The following is a 20,618-nucleotide window of genomic DNA, read 5'->3' as shown; positions in this document are numbered from 1 at the left end:
TTATAAGGATTTCAATTAATGTAAGATAATAGTTTTTTCAATATTAATTTGCTCTAAGAATGTATCGTCGTGGGAAATAACAATTAAAGTTCCTTGATATTCATTGATTGCAGCAGTCAATATTTCAACATTCTGTATATCTAAATTATTTGTAGGCTCATCTAATATAATAATATCAGGAGATGTACTATTTATAATTAAACAACAAAGTAACAAACGCATTCTTTCTCCTCCACTTAGTTTATGACAAGGTTTATCCCAATCATCTTTTGTAAATAAAAAGCGGTTTAATCTTATTTTGATATCATGTTCCTCTAGTCCAGAGCTATTAAACTTTTGTGCTTGTTCATAAACTTTTAATTCATTATTCAATAAAGAGTAATCTTGATCAATGTAAATAGGGTTTGTATAATTTTTATACGTTTTACCTGTCTGTGGTTGAATAAGATTTAAAATTAGCTTTATTAATGTTGTTTTTCCAGAACCATTTTTACCTTTTAATGCAATACGATTTCCGCTAATGATTTCGAAATTTAAATTTTCATTCCAAATAAATTGTTTTGAGTAGCTAAAATTTACATCAATTGCTTTAAATAAAGTTTTCCCTTTATGGAGTTGAGAATTGTCAAATCCGAATTTCATTTTATCAATAGCAGATAAAGAAGAACGGAGATGTTGTAAATCTTGCGTAATACCTCCTATTTTTTCTGCATGTACATTTCTTAGTTTAGATGTACTATTCTCTGCATTATTTCGTAAAGTATTCATCATTATTTTAGCAACACCAGCTTTTTCTTGTTTTCCTTTACCGCGACTATCCAATTTTTGCTGTCGTTCTACTGTATCTCTTTCCTTTTCCTTGGCTTTTTTTAATGCTTTTTCTTTATGATGAATATCTTGTGTTAATGCATTGTATTCAATTTGTTTTTGATTTTTATAAAAGTCATAATTTCCTCCATATACTTTTATATTATCTTTACTTAGCTCACAGATAGAATTTAGTAGATTTAATAATTTTCTATCATGGCTAACGATAATCAATGTACATTTTGTAGATTGAATAAAATCATATAAAAGTAGCCTACTATCATTATCTAAATGATTGCTTGGCTCATCTAAAAGAACAAATTCTGGTTGATGAATAGAAATTCCAGCAAGAAAAATTTTAGTTTTTTGTCCTCCGCTCAATGTTTCCATCTTTTGGGATAACTCTAAATCGGTTAATTTCCAATAAAGTAATGCCTCATTGCAACGATCCTCAATTGTCCAATCATCGTTAAGTAAGGCGTAATTTTCTTCTGTTATGTTTCCTTTTAGAATTTCATTTAAAGCATTAATTTTTGAATCTACTTTTAAAACTTCACCAATAGTTAGATGATTATATTGCCCATAAATTTGGGGAATATAATAAGGTGTAGTGTCAATAGTTTTTTGCCCACTTGTAGGTTCTAATTCATTTGCAATAATTTTGAGTAAGGTAGATTTTCCTACTCCATTATTGCCTATTAAAGCTATTTTTTCGTTTTTATTTACTTTTAAATTAATTGTACTAAATAGTACATCTTTGTTGGGATGTGTATATGATAAGTTTTGAAGAATAAGCATAATTTCTTTTTTTAGAGATTAAACAAGTTAACAAACCCATTTTTAGGATTGTTTTATTTTGATCGTCTTAAAGAAATTTTATTTTACATTTTTGCTTACTTAAGTGATTTGATTTAACAAATGTACATTTTTTTATTGAGTTAAATTTTCGGATAAACTAAAATAGCTTTTTTAAAAGATTAATGTTTTAGAATAGAGTCAACTAATGCACCAATAAGAATTAGAGTTATAGAGAATGTTAATATCCCTAAAACATAAGAAATGAAAGCTTTTAGATAGTTTATAAGTTTTCTTTTATCAAAAAATTGTCCCATTGCCCAAACAATATATAAAAGCCCTACTACACTAGAAACTTGCATTAAATTATAATGAGTAAAATACTGAAGAATTCCAAAAACTGAATAAATAAGCATACTTATTCCAGTTATAAAGCATAGTAGAATTAGAATTTCGAAGAAATTAAACTCATATTTTCTGAAAAATAATTTTGCCCACAAAGAAATAAATACACCTATTATGATATTCGCATAACCATAGTGTGCTTGTATCCATTTAAAAATATCTTTTATGGCAGAACTTTTCTCATCGTGGTAATTTATATAACCATCTTCAAAATGAAAATAATGATTACAAAACGTATAAATTAATGATGTTACAATAATAAAAATAATAGGTTTAACAAGTTTACTTCTATTTTCTGTGATGTATGTTTTTATGCTTTTACCTGGATTTAAAGTAAGTTCTTTTATAGTGTATAAAATTCCACGTTCAAAGTGTAATATATGCTCTATTTCATGAAGAATATAGTATGCATTAATTCTTTTAAGCTTTACAGGTTGTCCACAGTTAGAACAATAATTTAGATGAACTTCGTTGTTACAATTTTTACAATTCATTTTTAGTAGTTAATTTGTATTAGTGTTAATTTATACAGTTTGTGATTTGTATATATATTATTGTAAATATAGAATAGTTTTATAAAAAAATAACCTCTTTTCATTTTATGAAAAGAGGTTAATACATTTATTTTTAGATGAAACTATTTTTCTAAGTAAAGTTGCTTCATTAAATCTAAATCTACGCTTAATATAGTTGATAAATAATTTTCGACAGAACCAAAATTCTTTTTAATTGTATTAAAAGATGTTTCTAAATATTCAGGTAAAACATCAATTAAATAATTATAGTTAGGATCAATTTTTAGCATGTAAGCATATTTCTTTTCTAAAAAGAAATTAGAAGCTAAATAATCTTCCATAATCGTGTCAAAATCTACGTTTAATGCCGCTAATATCATAGCTGTTGCAAAACCTGTACGATCTTTTCCTGCTGTACAATGGTACAAAATAGGTGTTCTATTTTTATGCTGTATAACATCAAAAAACAATTTGTATTGTTCTTGACATGTTTTATCTAGTACAAAATTCTCATAAATATCGCACATAAACTCTTTAGGCTTTTCAATACCAGCTCTAAATTGTTTAACTAAATTCTCAAATTGACCAGATGAAATATCTAAATGTACTTCGTGATTACAACTATTTGGTATACGATCTTGATTTTTTAAACGCTCATAAGTGGTGCGTAAATCAATTATTGTTCTAATAGGGTAGTCGTTTAAAACTTCTAAATCATCATCTGTTAAATTAGATAAATCATCAGCTCTAATTAAAACGCCTTGTCTTATCGTTGAATTATCTTTGTTGATTAATCCACCTAAATCTCTGCAATTATAACCGCCTTCAAGTGGAAGAGTTCTTTTTCCAAGTGTAATGTCTTCTAAAATATATTCCATTCTTCTTCGTGTTTTTAGGATGTTACTTTAACACCTAAAAGGTACGAGTTATTATAATAGGTATAGTGTTAAAAAAAAGATAAGTTTTTAGATTGATGTTAATTATTTTAATTCAATCTAAATTTATATTATATTCGCGTTGAATTAGAATAAATCTAAATAGATTCCAATGGGAGAGAAAGTTAAAATAGCGAAGGAAAAATTTATTTTAAAAAAGAAAGAATTTGTTACACCACACCTTATTCGTGTTTACTTAGAAAATGATGATGTTTCCTTTTTTGAGGATACAACTCTAGGGGGAACATGTAAATTATTATTTCCACCATTAGGAATTCGTGATATTCACTATGCTGAATATGATGAGAAGAATAAAAAATGGATTTCACCTTCAGATAAATTTAAACCAGTTTCTCGTACATACACTTTACGCGACATTGACGCAGAAAATAACCAAGTTGTTATTGATATTGCTAATCATGGATTAAATGGACCAGGATCACGTTGGGCAAATGAAGCTAAAGTTGGAGATATGATTGGTGTTTCTATGAAATCTAAAAAGAAAGAATTGGCTCCAAAAGTAGATTTCATCTTTTTAGCTGCTGATTTAACTGGTTTACCTGTTATTTCAACTATTATAGAATCTCTATCATCAAAAACAAAAGGTATTGTTTGTGTTGAGGTACCAACAGAAAATGATATTCATAAAATTGAAACAAAAGCTGATTTAGAGTTTAAATGGATTATTAATCCAAATGTAGGAAGCGGAACAGCTTTACATACATTAACAAAAATGCAAAATTTTCCGAAGAAAAAAGATGGAAAACGTTTTGCTTATGTTGCAGGAGAATCTAAATCTTTAAAAGAAATTAAATCATTCTTTAAAGATGATTTAGAATGGAAGAAAGATGAATTTTATTGCACTTCTCATTGGAAAGCTGGAAAAGCAGAGAAAAATGCATTAGATAATTGTCACGATAAAATAGAAAGTGAGCTTTTAATAGTTCAATAAAAACGAATAACGAGATTAATTTGATTTCGGAATAAAAAAACTTGAAAAAAAATATAAATTTTTCTGTTTCATTATCAAATAGTTGCCTGTTTAAGCCGTTTTTCAAGCAAAAAAAAGTAGTTGCAAGATTTGGAAGTAATGAAAAATGCTCTATATTTGCATCACAATATCGATAACGATACTCCTCCTTAGCTCAGTTGGTTAGAGCATCTGACTGTTAATCAGAGGGTCCTTGGTTCGAGCCCAAGAGGAGGAGCAAAAGAAAAGTCATAACATTAGTTGTGACTTTTTTTATTTCTACTCTTTTCAAAACGATTTTATTTTCACTAAAATTTAACATTCCTCTAAACAACCTTTTTACTTTGTTTTCATCTTATAATAAAAATAGCTTAATCAAAAATCTATTTCATTAAGCCAAACAATAAAAATTATAAGTATATGAAATCAATGACAAGAGTATTTAGTGTTTTATTTCTTTTATTCGCAACATTATCTTTCGCACAACAAAAAAGTGAAAATGATTATTCAATGTACCCTCAAAAAGTAGATGGTTATCAACAAAAGATGATTTTTCTAAAAAAGATGTCGAATGAAGATAATTATCGTGTAGAAATTTTTGTAGGTAAGAATGCACAAGTAGATGTATGTAATAATTTTTTCCTAATGGGAGATTTTCAAGAGAAAGATGTTGAAGGTTGGGGATATAATTATTATCAATTTTCTTCTAAAGGAGATATAGGAGGGACATTAATGGGATGTGCTGATAACAAAAAAGTAGAGAAAACGATTTTTGCACAAACATTACATGTTCGTTATAATAGTAAGTTACCTGTTGTTGTATATATTCCAGAAGGTTATGTTTTGAAATATAGAATTTGGAAAGCAGATAAAAAATTAATTACAGTTAAATAAGTAATTTAACTTTACTTAACAATCAAATGATATTTAGTTAAATTGAAAAAACAATATAGGTTGTAAGTTTGCATCAACATCATCCTCATGTGTTAATTTTATATCATTTTCAAAATTACTTCTCCCCCTAGAGAAGTTTTTTTGTCTACAAAAATAAGATTAAACTAATAGCCATAATTAACATTCCAAATACAATTCCTAAGGTAGAAAGTTTTTTACCAGCATATTCTTTTGCTGTTGGTATAAGCTCGTTTATAGAAATGTAAACCATCATTCCAGCAACACCAGCGAATATAATTCCAAATATAGACTGATCAATAAAACGAAGTAGAAAGAAATAGCCAATTAATGCACCAATTGGTTCTGTTAAGCCAGATAGAAAAGAGTACCAAAATGCCTTTTTTCTACTTTTTGTTGCATAATAGATAGGAATAGCAACAGCAATACCTTCGGGAATATTGTGAATAGCTATAGCAACCGCGATTGATATTCCATAAGTTGGGTCTTCTAAAGCGGTAAGAAAGGTTGCTAAACCTTCAGGAAAATTATGAATAGATAAGGCTAAAGCAGAAAATAAACCAAGTCGTAAAAGTTTTTTATCAGATGATTCTTTATCATCTATAATTTCGTCACTTTCATGTTGATGTGGAATAAGCTTTTCGATAAGCATAATGATAAAAATTCCTACAAAAAAACCTAAGACACTATATGTATAACTAGCTTTTTCTCCAAAATTTATAGAAAGCGAGGTTTTAGCTTTTAATAAAATTTCAACAAAAGAAACATATAACATTACGCCAGCAGAAACACCTAACATAATCCCTAAGAATTTAGGATTAAATTTTTTATAAAGTAAAGATAAAATAGCTCCTATTCCTGTACTTATTCCGGCTAGAAAAGTTAGACTAAAAGCAAAAACGATAGAATCTGATAACATAAAGTTAGATTAATCTAACAAAAATAATATATTCTTAGCATTGAATCAAAATAAATAGTAAAGAGATTTTTATTTGAGCTTTAAGTTTTTATGTGCTTAAGTCTTTTAGTTTTTAAATTTGCTAAACGCTAAACGCTAAACGCTAAACGCTAAACGCTAAACGCTAAACGCTAAACGCTAAACGCTAAACGCTAAACGCTAAACGCTAAACGCTAAACGCTAAACGCTAAACGCTAAACGCTAAACGAACCTATATCTTAATTCATAATCCCTTAAGCGTAATAAATAATAGTAACTAATTAGAATTTGTCTAGGTTTTATAATACGCTTATTTTTGTTTTAAAAAATTAAAGAAATATAATGACAATATTAGATAAAGGTTTACAGAGCGAATTATACAGTTGGACATTTAATATGATAAAATTAATTGGTTTGTCAAATTATGCTACAACCATTTTAACGTCTATTATTTTATCAATTACATTAATTATTTCGCTGTACGCAATAGATTATTTATTACGTAAAGTATTGTTATTACTTCTTTCTAAATTCATAGAGAAGAGTAAAACGAAGATAGATGATTTGTTTATTCAGAATAAAGTATTAAAATACCTTACGCATATAGTTCCCATTATTATTGCGAGTGAAGCAATTCCAGTAATCTTTAAAGGATTTCCTAATTGGATAAATATCGCAATGCAGATTGTAGATATAACTTTGGTGATTGCAATAGGTTTTTTATTTAATGCCATTTTTAGAACATTTAGAGATTTTCTTAGAAGTAAAAAATCTTTTGTAGATAAACCCATTGATAGTTACTTACAAGTATTAAACATTGCAGTATTCTTTATTTCTGGGATTCTAATTTTTTCTATTATTACAGGAAAATCACCAATTACATTTTTGGTCTCTTTAGGTGCTGCTTCAGCTGTTTTGATGTTGGTTTTTAAAGATTCTATTTTAGGATTTGTAGCAAGCATTCAAGTATCAATGAATGACATGGTTCGTGTTGGAGATTGGATAGAAATGACAAAATATGGCGCAGATGGTAATGTAATAGAAATTAATTTAGGAACTGTAAAAGTTCAGAATTTTGATAAAACAATTACAACAATTCCTACATATGCTTTGGTTTCGGATTCGTTTCGTAATTACAGAGGAATGCAAAAATCTGGTGGTAGAAGAATAAAAAGATCAATTAATATAAAAATGTCTTCTATTCGTTTTTTAACAGCTGATGAGATTACGGAGTTAAAGAAAATCCGAATGTTGCAAGATTATATTACAGATCGTTCTAATGAAATTGAGCAATATAATGCGTCTAATAAAGTTGATCCAACTGTTTTAGTGAATGGAAGAAGAATGACAAATGTGGGATTATTTAGACAATACATAAAAACATACACCTACAATAATCCGAATATTAGAAACGATATGATGTTCGAGGTTCGTCAGTTACAATCTACAGAACATGGTTTACCAATAGAATTATTTATGTTTACCAATACAACTGTTTGGAATGAGTACGAAACAATCATGGCAGATATTTTTGATCATGTATTAGCTGTTGTTCCTTATTTCCATTTAGAAATTTTTGAATCTCCTTCTTCTCTCGATATTCAAAAAATTGCACAAGCATTATTAACAGAAAGAAATTAAAAAACAGAAGCAGAATCTTAAGATTCTGCTTCTGTTTTTTCTGATGGATTATCCATTAAATTAAGCATTAAGTTTTTTAACTTCTGATACATAAAAGAGGTAATCAAAATCAAAACACCTAAAACAATAAAAGATACTATTCTAAAGACATTGCTCATTTCCCAAACATCAATTAAATATAATTTCAGAATAATTAAAGCAAATAGAATAATTCCAATAATAGGAAAAGCTTTTAATTGTTTTCTTAATCCTAAATAGATAATAACAAAACCAGAAATAGCCCAAATTACAGGTAATAAAATCAATCGGAAAATATCTTGCTGATGGATAAAATTTGTACCCAAATCATTAAGCGTTAAAAGCATAAAAACATTATACTTCTCGAAACTTATAATGTACACAATAGCAGCTAATACAGCTATTTGTGGAACAAAGTATTTTTTAAAATCTGTATCTTTTATAACTAAATATAAAATATAAACACTAGGTATTAAGTATGTTAAATAGATTAAATACGTAGAGAATTTAATTTCTTTTTCTAAAACCTCATTTGGAATATTTGCTATCATTGGTAAAAAGAATAAGCAAATTGCGGCACATATTTGTAAAATAACAACAAGTGAACTACTAAGTTTCAGAATGTTTCTTATCAATAGAATTGTTGCAACAAAGAATAAAGTATAGATAAATACGAAGCTTATAATCATCGGAATATGGAAATAAGGTTCTATCTGATAAATTAATTCTAATACCACTCCAGAATAGATAAATAGGATAGATGTCAGAATAAATATAAACTTAGAGTTAGCTAATTTAAAACCAAGAAAGCGTTCCTCTGTTTCAAAATCCTGCATTAAATAGATATTGAAAAGAGAACATATTGCAACAACAAAACTTGTTATAAAAACAGGATTAAAAATGATATTTAAATGTTGAGTTGTTTCATAATAAGCAAACCAATTCACACATAAAGCCACTAATAAAAACGGAAATAAACAAATGAAAAATACTTTGAAAATATTTTCGTGACTTTTCTTCCATAAAAACAATAACAAAGTAGATTCTATTGCAAAAGAAATCGCAACATAATTGGCTTTAAATTCTAATGCAATTGCTGTTGTAATAAGCGCTATACATAAAGCTATTAATGTATTTTGTAATATTTTGTGTTGTGTTGTTTTATAAACATACAAAGCAAACAAGAGATTAAGTATTCCGAAGAAAATAGAAATTAATCCTGCATGTTGTAGCTGTAAAGCCAGAGTTATAAATACAGTTGTAGTAATTGTATTAAAAATCATCAGCAAGCAATTCCAAGCAGTAAATTCTTTTTTAGAAAAGTAGTTAAATAAACTAGCCGCTTGATAAATTAAATAGAAAACAATAAAAAATAATGCTTGCATTTGTGTTTTAACATCTATTATCCACGCTAAGCTATACGCAAAAGAAAATGTAAAAGCAATAAAAGAAATAACTTGCCAATTCTTACGCCAAGACATATAAAGCATTCCAAGATTTAATAACGCGAGATAAGAAAACAAAAATATAAAGTTGCTTTCGCCGGTACTGATCATTAAAGGAGCAGAAAACCCACCAATTATAGAGAAAATGGCAACAACTTGTTTGTTGTAAATTAAACCTAAAACAATAGATAATAAGGTGACGACGGTTAATAAGATAAAGGTAATGTCTTGAGAAAAAATATGATATTCTCGGAAAGCAATGGTTAATGTAAAATATAAAATAGAAATTCCTCCACCAATAAGAATAGAGGAGAAAACCTCAAAGCTTTTTCTAATTCTATGTGCAGTTCCAATAATGCTTAATCCTATCACTATACCAATTAAAACACGGAACGTTTCATTTATCCAATTCTGATCAATAGCATATTTCACAAAATAGCCAATACCAAGCACTAATGTTACAATACCAACAATTGTTAAAAAATTATCTTTTATAAATAACGTAGTACTATTTACCGATTGTTCTACTTTCTTTTCAGTTTGTTGATAAACAGAAGTAGAAGCCTCTTGTTTTGGCTGTATTTTTTCAGTAGAAGGCTTCGGATATTCTATTTTATAATCAGCAATTGGTTGTGCTGGTTCTACTTTAGGAACCGTAACATCGCCAGATTTTTCTTTTAAATTAACCTGTTCTTGTAGCTTTCTAATTTTAAATTCCTGATAATCAACTTGTCTTTTAAGTTTTGTTATTTTATCAAACAGAATAATAATCAGAATAGTAAAAATTATAATAAATATAAATTCCATAACTAGTGTTTAGTTAATAGGAAGGTAATCATTAATTTTCAGAAAATTTTAAATTTAACGTATCACATACGAAACCTTTTGTGTTTCCGTTATTTTACAAATATGTATTTTTGCCGAATGTTTAAAAAACTCAGTATAATATTGTTGGTTGCATTATCGTCTTTGATTTTTGCACAAGATGGAACACGTGTATACGAATTTTTGAATATTACGACATCTGCACGCCAAGCAGCTTTGGGAGGAAATGCACAAACTTCTTGGGATGCAGATCCTAATTCGGCTTTGTGGAATCCTTCTCTAATGAATAGAGAAATGCACGGACAGTTTGCTTTTAACTATGTTAATTACATCGCAGACGTTAATTTCGGAACATTTTCTGGCGTTTACGAAATAGATCAAGAAAACTTTCTTTCCATTCATGGTCAGTATGTAGATTACGGAAAATTAATCGGAACCGACGAAAATGGAAATATCACAGGTAATTTCAGAGCAAACGATGCTGCCTTAACATTGGGTTATGCAAGAGTTATTGGTGATTATTGGACAATCGGAGCAAACGTAAAATACATTAATTCTACAATAGAATCTTATAAATCATCTGCCATTGCAGGAGATGTTGGACTTTCTTATCACGATTTCGATAAAAATATTAATGTCTCTTTAGTTGTTCGTAATATAGGAGGACAGTTGGAAACTTACAATGGTAAGAAAGAAAATATGCCAACACAAGTAAATCTTGGTATTTCGCATAGACTAGAACATGTTCCGTTAGAATTTACATTTTCACTTCACGATTTACAAAAATTTGATATATCGCAGGCTTATAATAAAAATGGACAAGAAGTTTCTACTGGTCGAAAAATTATAGATCACGTTTCATTAGGAGCAGAATTATTTCCAAATTCAGATTTTAACATGCGATTGGGGTATAACTTTAAAAGAGGAAATGAGCTTGCAGCAGAAGGCGTTCGTTCTTTATCTGGACTAACATATGGGTTTGGTATTCGTGTAAATGCATTCCGATTCGAGTTTGGTCATGCCAATTATCACGCTTCAGGAGGTTCTAATCATTTCGGAATATTGATTAACTTAGATAGGTTAATACAAGGAAGAGATTACTGGCGAAGCAATCCTTGGTTATAAAAGCTTTCCAAACAAACATAAAATAGTATATTTGTTATCTAGTTTCAATTTTAAATGAAAGAAAATTTGATTATTGCAATAGATGGTTTTTCATCAACAGGAAAAAGTTCGATGTCAAAAATTATTGCTAAAAAACTAAATTATACTCATATCGATAGTGGAGCAATGTATCGTGCCGTAACATTGTATGCATTTCAACAAAATTATATCGAAAATCAAACAATTAATATTCCTTTATTAATTGCACATTTAAACGAAATTAAAATAGAATTTAAACAAGATTCTTCTTCTCAAAAAAATCACACTTATCTTAATGGAGTAGATGTGGAGCAAGAAATTCGTGCAATGCAAATTTCTAAAATGGTAAGTCCAATTTCAGAGATTCCTGCCGTACGAGATTATTGTGTTGCTTTACAACAAAAAATGGGAGAGAACGGAGCAATTGTTATGGATGGTAGAGATATTGGGACAACAGTTTTTCCGAATGCCGATATTAAAATCTTTATAACAGCTTCACCAGAAATTCGTGCAAAACGTCGTTTCTTAGAATATCAACAACAAGGAAAAGAAATAGCGTTAGAAGAAGTCTTTGCAAATGTAAAAGAACGAGATTACATAGATTCTCACCGAGAATATTCACCACTTAGAAAAGCAGATGATGCGATAGAGGTTGATAATTCTAATTTAAATTTAGAAGAAACGGTAGATAAAGTAATGGAAATTGTTCAATCAAAAATGTAAAAGCCTAAACGGTTTAATACAATTTGTAAACAGAATCGAAGATTAATTTTGGGCGTTCCCTTCGGTCGGGCTTTACGTTCCAATCTTTTATTAAAACTTCTATAATCTCCGTTTTCATAAAAGGATTTACACTTCAATCCCTAACGCAGAATCCCTTTTTAGTTAGAAGATTCAGTTTCAAAGAAAGTTGGGTTAAAATCGTTCAAAGCATACACTTTTGTTAAGTAAATAAAAGATTTTTCAAACGGATTTATAATTACATTGTAAGTTACATTACCATTAGGATAAATCCTAAAATCAATTTCTATTGTATGCTCGTGTTCTGTAAAATCATCTAAATTAAATGTAGTATTTAATGGCAATATTTCTTGTTGCGTTTTACCATCAACAATTCCAAAACCATTTACCCATAAGCTCATTCTAAATTCCTTTAACTCTGTAATTAATTTAAAATTTCCGTTCAGAATCTCTTTTTCGGTTCTTAAATCGTCGTTCATTTATTTTTTGATAAATTAATAGTGAATGTCTTTTTGAGCCTCTCGAAGCATAATTTCAGCTTCACATCGTGTAAGTAATGATGAGATCCTGAAACGAGTTCAGAATGACATACAAGACCTAAATATGAAAAACAAAGTAAAAACAAGATAATTTATACCTTTAAGTAAATATAAATCACTTTTTAATGAAAAAACTAATTCATTAATTTCTTTTTAATTTTTCTATATTTTTTAGATTTAATAACGCTCCCATTATCAGTAATTATAAGCGCAGCATAGTCTTTTTGTTGGTTAATTAATGCCAAACCTTTCTCTTTACCTAAAACCATAATAGAAGTACTGAAACCATTACATGTTTCTGCATTTGGACCAATTACCGTAACACCAGTTAAACCAGTAGAAGGCATTCCCGTTTTAGGATTAATAATGTGTGAATAGCGAATATCATCTATCAAAATAAATTTTTCGTAATCGCCAGAAGTGGTTACAGCAGCATTTTTTAAAGTTAAAATATCTGCCATTTTATTGCGATTAAATGGATTGGTAATTCCAATTTTCCATGGATCACCATTTGGTTGATTTCCCCAAGTAGTCATATCACCCGAAGCATCTATAATACCTGCTGCTATACCTAAATTTTGTAAGTATTCTCTTGCTTTTTCTGCTGCATAGCCTTTTCCAATAGATCCGAAACCAATTTTCATTCCTGGTTTTTTTAAGAAAATAGTGGAGTTTTCTTTATCTAAAACAATGTTTTGATAACCAATTTTTTCGATAGCTTTCTTTATTTCAGTTTCTGATGGTAATTTTTCCATAGAACCATCAAACTTCCAAATTCTATCCATGGCAGCAAAACTAATATCAAAAGCACCATTTGTAATTTCAGAAAAGTAAATTGCTCTTTCAGTTAAATCAAAAACTTCTTGATCCACTTTTATAGGTTTTATTCCAGCATTTTGGTTAACCAAAGAAACTTGAGAAGTTGATTTCCAATCGGAAATTAATTCTTCAATTCTAACCATTTCACTAATTGCTCTGTTGATACTTTTTTCAACAGCAATTGAGTCTTGGTCAACTAATGTAATTTTGAATTTACTTCCCATTAAAATTGTATCCCTAATTCCTATAACTTGAGCATTTATAGGAATTAGTGCATACAACAATATAAAACTGAATAGATATTTCATTTTATGAATTATAATTTAGGTGTTAGTGTTCTAAAACTTAGAACTCAACATTCACAATTTTAATAGCAATCTGTTAAAAATTGTCCATTGATTTTAAACTCTTCAAAAGTCTTTCCTAAATGTTCTTGGCAAATAAGGTCTAAAACTTTCTCAATGTCATGTTGCATTGCTAAAGCACCACAAATCATAATTATTCCACCATTTTGTAAGGTATCAGCAAAGAATTTCTCATCTCTTTTAACCAAATCCATTACATATTGTTTTTGTTCTTCTCTAGAAAAAGCAATATTAAACTTAGTTAAATGATTTTTCTTAATCTGTTTACTCGAAAAGCTCTCATAGCTTTTTGTAACGGTATTATGAAAACGGAAACCAGCATATAAATGTGTTTCAATTTTTTTCTTGTTTTCATCTATCATTCCAAGAAAAGGAGCAATTCCAGTTCCATTTGCAATTAAAATAACTTTCTTGGCTTTCTTAGGAAAATGAAAAACAGTATTTTTTATAATTCTCGCTTTAAAATTCTCAGAAGAGTTTAGTTTATACAGATACTGAGATCCCAAACCAAACTCGTGTAATTTTACAACCAATTGTAATGCTCCGTTTACTTTACCAACAGAATATAAACGCTCACGATGATCATTTGCTGGATATATTGCTAGTAAATCTCCCGAACGGAATTTTTGTTTTGTATTTAAAATCACATTAAAAGTAGCATCATCTTCAGTTACTTTTGATGTAGAAATAACATTTAAATCTTTCAGCTTTGGAGCTGTTCCAACATACATTGCTGGTGTTGTAGCTAACGGAATATCAGTTTTTTCTTTGTATTCAGTTGCCCAAGTAGCAAACTCTTCTGGAGATTTATCATTAACTGTTTTTAAAGGCAGTAAACGATTCGCCCATTTTTGTTTTTCTAACAATTCATCTACTTCTAATGCATAACCACAAAATTTCTCATAAGCTGTAGAACCAAATCCAACAACTGTAAAGTCAATTTCCTGATTTTGAGGATGTTTTTCGATCGAACTTTCAAATTTATTGGCGTTAGATGGCGCATCACCAATTCCGTAAGTTGAGGTAAAAATGATGATTTGTTTTGCATTTGGATAAAGCTCATACTGATTCATTTGAGTCATAAATGATTTTTTTCCATTTGCTAAAAGCTGAACTTGAATTTTATTTGCAAATCCTAATGTAGCACCATTTTCAGAACCAACAAGAAGTACAATTTCGGCTTCTTCTGCGCTGTATTTATTTTTTAGAATTTTTGTTTTTGTACGTTTTAACGTAATAACAAAACCAGAATAAATAAAGAATAAAATACTAAAACATGAGATAGCTAAAATAACTGCCCACATGATATTAATATGTCCTGTATGCAATTTACTGCTAAGACGAAGAAACGCTTGCGCATTAGAAAATGGTGTTTTTGCTTCTACTTTTCCATTAATCTGATTAACAATTAATTCTTGACCAGTTAAATTAATTTTATAAAATTCTTGTGGATCTTCTCTATCAAAAGGAAATTCAATTTTTCTTACATCCGCTAACTTCGTTTCTTTAAAAATAGAAAAATCTTTTAATTCAACTCTTTTCGTATTTTCATTAGCAGAAGAAGTAATTTCAGTATTTAATTTTTCATTTTTAGGTATTAATTCGAATCGATTTAATACCATCATTGTTCCTGTAAATGATATAATGATAACTGGAATAAGAAATATTCTACCAAATATAACATGATAATATTGAGAGAAATACTCTTTGTTAATCTTGTCAAAGAAATTTCGAAAGCCTTTTTGTCTTTTAATAATTAAAACTAATCCCGAAACAGCTATCAGAAATAATAAGAATGTCATAAAACCAATTATTATTCGTCCTGTTTCGTGTAAAAATAATGAGCGGTGTAAGGTGATAACCCAACTCATAAACTCACTTTTCTCGATAGGATCTCCTAATTTTTCTCCTGTTCTTGGGTCTATGTAAAATTTAAAATCATTTCCATCTTCATCAAAACCCTCAAGAGAAACGAAATTATTTTTATCTAAATTTAATTCTGTTAAATCGCCATATTTATTTTGTAAAACAGGTAACGTTTCAGCTAAAGTAATGGCATTGAATTGTTCTACTTTGTATGGATGTAGCTTTTGTTCTATTGGTCGAAATGACAAAATGACTCCTGTAATAGAAGTCATTGTTATAAATAGAAATGATATGTACGCTAATATTAGATGAGCATAGCGCCAAATAGATAATGTCATGTTGAATTTTATTATTGGGCTTTACTTAGTTTTACATATCTAATGTATCCTTTACCTTCAACTTTTTGTGTAATACCAGCAGTAGTTAATGGAATTTCAACATCAGAAACATGGTAATCTCCATCTTCTACAGCAGATTCAAAACGTAGTTTGTACCCTTTGTTCATTTTACTTTGATCGATGGCGAAAGTTGTAATACTACGATCTCCTGCAGCAACAGAAGCACCAGTTATTCCGTTTAATTTTTCTTTTTTCTTTTTATTGAATTTATCCCATTGTTTAAATCCATTGTACCATTGTTTATCAGCTCCCATCATGTACAATGTTTTTTCGTATTGTCCATCTGGGCTAATTAAAGATACAACAACATAAGCTTCTAAACCTTTGTAATTGGTCATCTGTAACATGCATTTATATTTTGCTGTTTGTGCAGAAGCTTGTATAGATAAACCTATAATAAATAATGCTGTGAATATTGCTTTGATTGATGATTTCATATTTAAATTTTATTCGTAATGAATTTTTATTATTTCAAAAAGTTGATGTTAACGTTGTTTTCTTTTAACGATTCATTCTCTGAAGCTAAATCGAATGCTGTTTCATCAAACTCTGTTTTCAATTCTTTTTTTGCGCCAGTTGCGATTAAATCTTTCATAATAACATCATCTTTTGCAATTAAAGCTGCACGATGTAATGCAGTCATTCCATCTTTATTTTGCGTGTTGATATCTAAGTTTAAAGTAGCTAAATTTTTTAATAAGTTTAGATCATTCTTAGCAACAGCAATATGTAATAAAGAGTTTCCATCTTTATCTGTTGCGTTTAATTTTACACCTTTATTTTTTAGGATGGCTAATTTTTCAGCAAAATCACTTGCTTGTCCAGGACGTGGTGCTCTGTAAGATTGTACCAAGTAAAAAGCTAAATTTCCATCTTTTGCATTAATAGTTGTTTTAGCACCTTTTTCTATTAGATAAGACATCACTTCTGGAGAACCATGTTGAACAGCAGAAAATAAAGCTGTTTCTCCTTTAGCGTTTACAGCGTTAATATCTTTAATTTTAGAAACGATTGTTTTTACAACATCAAGGTTACTTGTTCCAGCAGCAGAAAATAATACATTATTTCCTTCTTTATCTACTGCATTAACATCAACACCTTTAGAAATTAAATAATTAATAATTTCTGTTTGATCTTTTTTTCTTACAACGTTATGTAAAGCATTTTCACCATTTAATCCTTTAGAATTAGGGTTTAATTTTACATCTTCTATTAAATATTTGTAAGTATCAATTTTATTAGAAGCAAATCTAGTTCCTTGTGAAGCAAAAATTAAAGCATTACCTGTTGGCTTAATCCCTTTCTGTGCTAAAGTTTTCAAGAAAGCAACATCACCAGTTCTTGCAGCATAATCAAAAGCAGTTCTTCCGTTATCGTCAGTATCTTTTAATGATAAACCTTTTGTAACTAAGTAATCAGTTAATTTTAAATCTTTATCATTACTAATCGCTAATAATAAAACTGTTGCACCATCTGCATATTTTTGTTTAGGATTAATTCCAGCTTTAAAGAATTTTTCGAATAATTCTGGATTATTTTGTCCAAATCCAGCAGCGAATGTAAGTGGAGTTGCTCCTTTATCATCTGTTCTATTTAAATCAGAACCTTTAGAAATTAAGTAATCTACTACTTCTAAATCACCTCTCATTGCAGCCCAGTGAATATATTGTCTACCATCGTGCGTATTTTTTGTAACGCTATTTCCTGGTTTTTCAATCAAATATACTATTGTTTCGTAATCTGCTCCATTATTAATGGCCATACTTACCACATCATGATTTCCGCCATTTGCTTCAGCAGGATTATTTCCTTTTAAAATTTCTTCTTTCACAACTTCAATAGGAGGATTCTTTTTCCAAAAATCACCATTTAATAATGTGTTTGTCTGCGCTTTTAAGAACGATGAAAGCAAGATTAAAGTAACAAGTATTTTTTTCATGTAATAATTTTATTTAGACCAAATTTTAAAATGGATTTCAAAAATAAAACATTATTTATAATTATTCTAAACATTTTAAAGTTTAAATGCTTATTTATGACTAAGGTCATAAATAATATATCTATTTGATTTAGAGTGATAAAACTCATATTTATTATTTGTAATTAATCCAAATAAAAACTATTTTTGACAAAATTTAACAAATGCTTAAGAAATCTGTTTTCACATTTTTTTTCTTTTTAACTGTTATAGTTAATGCTCAACACTCAGTCTCAGGAGTTATACATGATGAGAATAACCAATTATTAAAAAATTTAGATGTAGAATTAATTTTAACAAATAGTTCTAAAAAAACCAAGACAAATAAGAATGGAGAATACCAATTTAGTGATATTGGAAATGGAGAATATCAACTAAAAATTTACAAGGAAGAAAAAGAAGAAGTTTACTTTATAAAAGTTGAAGACAAAGATTTAATATACAATACAGCTTTTAATCTATCATCTCATATAGGATTAAATGAGGTTAACATTAAAAAATTGAGATCTGTAAAATCTGAATTAGAAAAGAAAGGATTTGCAGTTAATGTTATTGAAACAAAAGAAGCATCTGTTCGTAATACACAAACGTTAGAATTATTAGACCAATCTGTAGGTGTTAGAATTAGACAAAACGGAGGTTTAGGTTCAGAATATCAATTTAATATTAATGGAATGAGCGGTAACTCTATCCGAATATTTATAGATGGAATTCCAATGGCAAGCTATGGAAGTGCTTTTAATTTAAACAATATTCCTACGTCAATGATAGAAAGGGTAGAGGTGTTTAAAGGTGTAGTTCCAGGTTATTTAGCTAACGATGCACTTGGTGGTGCTGTTAACATTGTTCTAAAAGAATCTGCTAAAAATAGTTTAAATGCATCAATTTCTTACGGTTCATTTAATACAACACAAGCCAATTTTTCTGGGAATTACAGAGCGAAATCAGGTTTTACAATTAATACTTCTATGTATTATAATTATTCTGATAACGATTATAAAGTTTGGGGAAGAAGTATTTTTGAAACTTTACCAAATGGTGTAATTAATCCTATAAAAGCAAGAAGATTTAATGATAAATTCTATTCTTACGGGAGTGCCACAGAAATTGGCGTTACAAAGAAAAAATGGGCTGATCGTTTTATGGTTGGTTATAACAATGCGTACGAATATAAAGAAATACAGCATGGTCAATTTATGGTTCGTCCGTACAAAGATCGTTTCAGAACTAGAAATACAAACGTTGCGAGTGTAACTTATAAAAAGAATAATTTATTTACTAGAGGATTAGATCTTAATATAAAATCAATTTACTCTAACGATAAGCAAGTTACAAGCGATACAAATTTATTTGCTTACGGTTGGAATGGCCAACAAATTCTTGATCGATTTGGGAATCCAGTTAGGTCTGCTTATGGAGCACAACAAGGAGCAGCATCTATACGACATATTAACAGAGATTTTATAAATACAAATTCATCTTTAAGCTACCGTTTAAATAAAAATCATAGTTTTTCTTTTAATCATTTATTTACTTATCAAGAAAGAAAAGATAACGATGAGTTATTGAGTGTAGTAGAAAACAAATACAGAGAGAGTAGCAATTTCACAAAGAATAATTTTGCGCTTTCTTATGAACTTTCTGCTTTTGAAGATAAATTAAAAACATCCTTATTCGGAAAACATTATGGTCAGAATATAGAAAGAACAAGACCAGTTGCTCGTGTTGTTGATGGACAAACAGTAAGTGTAAATCAGTACGATAATTCTAATATTTCTGAGGGAGGTTATGGTTTTGCAGCATCATACTTAGTTGCAAATTCTGTAATGTTAATGGGTTCAGCAGAAAAAGCGATAAGAATGCCAAGTGAAAATGAAATTTTTGGTGATGTATCCGAAAATAAACTTGATAACTTTTATCTAAAACCAGAGAAAAGTAACAACTATAATCTTGGATTAAAGTTAGGTCCTTATAAAATAGGAAATCACAAAGCTGATGTCTCTGTAAATGGTTTCATCAGAGACACAAAAGATAGAATTGCAAACTTCAATTATTCAAACACAAATTTAGGTCTTAGTGAAGCTTATGCTAGTTCAAACTTAGCACAGACAATGGTTAGAGGGATAGACTTTGAATTTAATTATTCTTACAGCGATAAGTTTAAACTTTTGTTCAATTTATCAAAGTTTAAATCTTACATGAATGATAAAAGTAATACATATTACAAAGACCAATTACCAAACGAGCCAACATTTACTATGAATACGAATGCTCAATACACATTTAAAAATCTTATAGGAAAAGGTTCAAACTTCATTGTTTATTATAACTATAGATTTATTGATGAGTTTAATAGTTTCATGTTTGGAAAATTAGATGGAACAAACTATTTCAATGTAGCACAACAAAATATTCAGGATGCGGGTATCACTTATCAATTTCCTAATAAACACTTTATTGTAAGTTTTGATGCAAAAAATATGTTTGATAAACAGGCATTTGACAATTTTGGAGTTCAAAAACCTGGTAGAGCATTCTTTATTAAATTAAACTATTCACTTTAA

Annotated in this window: 16 protein-coding genes and 1 tRNA gene; 7 read left to right on the top strand and 10 right to left on the bottom strand. The window is 28.8% G+C overall.

The features are described 5' to 3' along the window. Positions 1-15 precede the first annotated feature (15 nt). The 3 genes from abc-f to BUA86_RS00815 all read right to left on the bottom strand — a co-directional run bounded on the left by abc-f (position 16) and on the right by BUA86_RS00815 (position 3,400). Positions 16-1,605, bottom strand: coding sequence for a ribosomal protection-like ABC-F family protein (gene abc-f, locus BUA86_RS00825; protein WP_072928950.1), 1,590 nt, complete (start codon positions 1,603-1,605; stop codon positions 16-18). 179 nt (positions 1,606-1,784) lie between these two features. Next, a complete protein-coding gene (locus BUA86_RS00820) occupies positions 1,785-2,501 on the bottom strand; it encodes a DUF3667 domain-containing protein (RefSeq protein ID WP_072928948.1) in 717 nt (238 codons plus the stop codon). A 143-nt stretch (positions 2,502-2,644) separates the two neighbouring features. Next, a complete protein-coding gene (locus BUA86_RS00815; protein WP_072928946.1) occupies positions 2,645-3,400 on the bottom strand; it encodes a tyrosine-protein phosphatase in 756 nt (251 codons plus the stop codon). A 169-nt stretch (positions 3,401-3,569) separates the two neighbouring features. Between BUA86_RS00815 and BUA86_RS00810 the strand changes: the two genes are divergently transcribed. The 3 genes from BUA86_RS00810 (at position 3,570) to BUA86_RS00800 (ending at position 5,321) form a co-directional block, all read left to right on the top strand. After that, complete coding sequence (locus tag BUA86_RS00810) at positions 3,570-4,409, top strand: siderophore-interacting protein (protein WP_072928945.1); 840 nt, start codon at positions 3,570-3,572, stop codon at positions 4,407-4,409. A gap of 182 nt (positions 4,410-4,591) precedes the next feature. After that, positions 4,592-4,665: transfer RNA gene (locus BUA86_RS00805), tRNA-Asn, on the top strand. A gap of 182 nt (positions 4,666-4,847) precedes the next feature. Further along, positions 4,848-5,321, top strand: coding sequence for an ecotin family protein (locus BUA86_RS00800; protein WP_083580262.1), 474 nt, complete (start codon positions 4,848-4,850; stop codon positions 5,319-5,321). A gap of 145 nt (positions 5,322-5,466) precedes the next feature. Here the strand turns inward: BUA86_RS00800 and zupT are convergent, their stop codons facing one another. Beyond that, positions 5,467-6,258, bottom strand: coding sequence for a zinc transporter ZupT (gene zupT / locus BUA86_RS00795; protein WP_072928943.1), 792 nt, complete (start codon positions 6,256-6,258; stop codon positions 5,467-5,469). Positions 6,259-6,618: 360 nt separating this feature from the next. On the opposite strand from zupT, the gene BUA86_RS00790 reads away from it, so the two are divergent. Next, positions 6,619-7,917, top strand: coding sequence for a mechanosensitive ion channel family protein (locus BUA86_RS00790; protein WP_072928941.1), 1,299 nt, complete (start codon positions 6,619-6,621; stop codon positions 7,915-7,917). 17 nt (positions 7,918-7,934) lie between these two features. Here the strand turns inward: BUA86_RS00790 and BUA86_RS00785 are convergent, their stop codons facing one another. Further along, on the bottom strand, positions 7,935-10,187 hold the full coding sequence (locus BUA86_RS00785; RefSeq protein ID WP_072928939.1) for a DUF2339 domain-containing protein: 2,253 nt from the start codon (positions 10,185-10,187) through the stop codon (positions 7,935-7,937). 117 nt (positions 10,188-10,304) lie between these two features. Here BUA86_RS00785 and porQ point away from each other — a divergent pair, with 117 nt between their 5' ends. Both porQ and cmk read left to right on the top strand, forming a co-directional pair. After that, positions 10,305-11,330 carry a type IX secretion system protein PorQ gene (gene porQ / locus BUA86_RS00780; RefSeq protein WP_072928937.1) on the top strand — a complete coding sequence of 342 codons (1,026 nt, stop codon included), beginning with the start codon at positions 10,305-10,307 and terminating at the stop codon, positions 11,328-11,330. Positions 11,331-11,384: 54 nt separating this feature from the next. Then, positions 11,385-12,071 (top strand): (d)CMP kinase, encoded by a 687-nt coding sequence (gene cmk, locus BUA86_RS00775; RefSeq protein WP_072928934.1) that lies wholly within the window; start codon positions 11,385-11,387, stop codon positions 12,069-12,071. 158 nt (positions 12,072-12,229) lie between these two features. Here the strand turns inward: cmk and BUA86_RS00770 are convergent, their stop codons facing one another. The 5 genes from BUA86_RS00770 to BUA86_RS00750 form a co-directional block, all read right to left on the bottom strand. Next, positions 12,230-12,568 carry a hypothetical protein gene (locus BUA86_RS00770; RefSeq protein ID WP_072928932.1) on the bottom strand — a complete coding sequence of 113 codons (339 nt, stop codon included), beginning with the start codon at positions 12,566-12,568 and terminating at the stop codon, positions 12,230-12,232. Between the two features lie 194 nt (positions 12,569-12,762). Beyond that, a complete protein-coding gene (locus tag BUA86_RS00765) occupies positions 12,763-13,755 on the bottom strand; it encodes an FAD:protein FMN transferase (protein ID WP_083580261.1) in 993 nt (330 codons plus the stop codon). 59 nt (positions 13,756-13,814) lie between these two features. Continuing rightward, positions 13,815-16,016 (bottom strand): PepSY domain-containing protein, encoded by a 2,202-nt coding sequence (locus BUA86_RS00760; RefSeq protein ID WP_072928928.1) that lies wholly within the window; start codon positions 16,014-16,016, stop codon positions 13,815-13,817. A gap of 11 nt (positions 16,017-16,027) precedes the next feature. Then, entirely contained in the window at positions 16,028-16,513 is a 486-nt protein-coding gene (locus BUA86_RS00755) for a DUF2271 domain-containing protein (RefSeq protein ID WP_072928926.1), read from the bottom strand. Between the two features lie 29 nt (positions 16,514-16,542). Then, positions 16,543-18,015, bottom strand: coding sequence for an ankyrin repeat domain-containing protein (locus BUA86_RS00750; RefSeq protein WP_072928924.1), 1,473 nt, complete (start codon positions 18,013-18,015; stop codon positions 16,543-16,545). 203 nt (positions 18,016-18,218) lie between these two features. Between BUA86_RS00750 and BUA86_RS00745 the strand changes: the two genes are divergently transcribed. Beyond that, positions 18,219-20,618: a TonB-dependent receptor gene (locus BUA86_RS00745; protein WP_072928922.1), complete on the top strand. Its 2,400-nt coding sequence runs from the start codon at positions 18,219-18,221 to the stop codon at positions 20,616-20,618.

It is taken from the genome of Chishuiella changwenlii (genome assembly GCF_900142565.1).
In the GTDB taxonomy this organism is placed as follows: domain Bacteria; phylum Bacteroidota; class Bacteroidia; order Flavobacteriales; family Weeksellaceae; genus Empedobacter; species Empedobacter changwenlii.
This window is presented reverse-complemented; position numbering and strand designations above follow the sequence as displayed.

Excerpts from the sequence above, each read along its gene's own strand:
- abc-f (WP_072928950.1), bottom strand. The coding sequence starts at position 1,605 with ATGCTTATTCTTCAAAACTTATCATATACACATCCCAACAAAGATGTA.
- BUA86_RS00820 (WP_072928948.1), bottom strand. The coding sequence starts at position 2,501 with ATGAATTGTAAAAATTGTAACAACGAAGTTCATCTAAATTATTGTTCT.
- BUA86_RS00815 (WP_072928946.1), bottom strand. The coding sequence starts at position 3,400 with ATGGAATATATTTTAGAAGACATTACACTTGGAAAAAGAACTCTTCCA.
- BUA86_RS00810 (WP_072928945.1), top strand. The coding sequence starts at position 3,570 with ATGGGAGAGAAAGTTAAAATAGCGAAGGAAAAATTTATTTTAAAAAAG.
- BUA86_RS00800 (WP_083580262.1), top strand. The coding sequence starts at position 4,848 with ATGAAATCAATGACAAGAGTATTTAGTGTTTTATTTCTTTTATTCGCA.
- zupT (WP_072928943.1), bottom strand. The coding sequence starts at position 6,258 with ATGTTATCAGATTCTATCGTTTTTGCTTTTAGTCTAACTTTTCTAGCC.
- BUA86_RS00790 (WP_072928941.1), top strand. The coding sequence starts at position 6,619 with ATGACAATATTAGATAAAGGTTTACAGAGCGAATTATACAGTTGGACA.
- BUA86_RS00785 (WP_072928939.1), bottom strand. The coding sequence starts at position 10,187 with ATGGAATTTATATTTATTATAATTTTTACTATTCTGATTATTATTCTG.
- porQ (WP_072928937.1), top strand. The coding sequence starts at position 10,305 with ATGTTTAAAAAACTCAGTATAATATTGTTGGTTGCATTATCGTCTTTG.
- cmk (WP_072928934.1), top strand. The coding sequence starts at position 11,385 with ATGAAAGAAAATTTGATTATTGCAATAGATGGTTTTTCATCAACAGGA.
- BUA86_RS00770 (WP_072928932.1), bottom strand. The coding sequence starts at position 12,568 with ATGAACGACGATTTAAGAACCGAAAAAGAGATTCTGAACGGAAATTTT.
- BUA86_RS00765 (WP_083580261.1), bottom strand. The coding sequence starts at position 13,755 with ATGAAATATCTATTCAGTTTTATATTGTTGTATGCACTAATTCCTATA.
- BUA86_RS00760 (WP_072928928.1), bottom strand. The coding sequence starts at position 16,016 with ATGACATTATCTATTTGGCGCTATGCTCATCTAATATTAGCGTACATA.
- BUA86_RS00755 (WP_072928926.1), bottom strand. The coding sequence starts at position 16,513 with ATGAAATCATCAATCAAAGCAATATTCACAGCATTATTTATTATAGGT.
- BUA86_RS00750 (WP_072928924.1), bottom strand. The coding sequence starts at position 18,015 with ATGAAAAAAATACTTGTTACTTTAATCTTGCTTTCATCGTTCTTAAAA.
- BUA86_RS00745 (WP_072928922.1), top strand. The coding sequence starts at position 18,219 with ATGCTTAAGAAATCTGTTTTCACATTTTTTTTCTTTTTAACTGTTATA.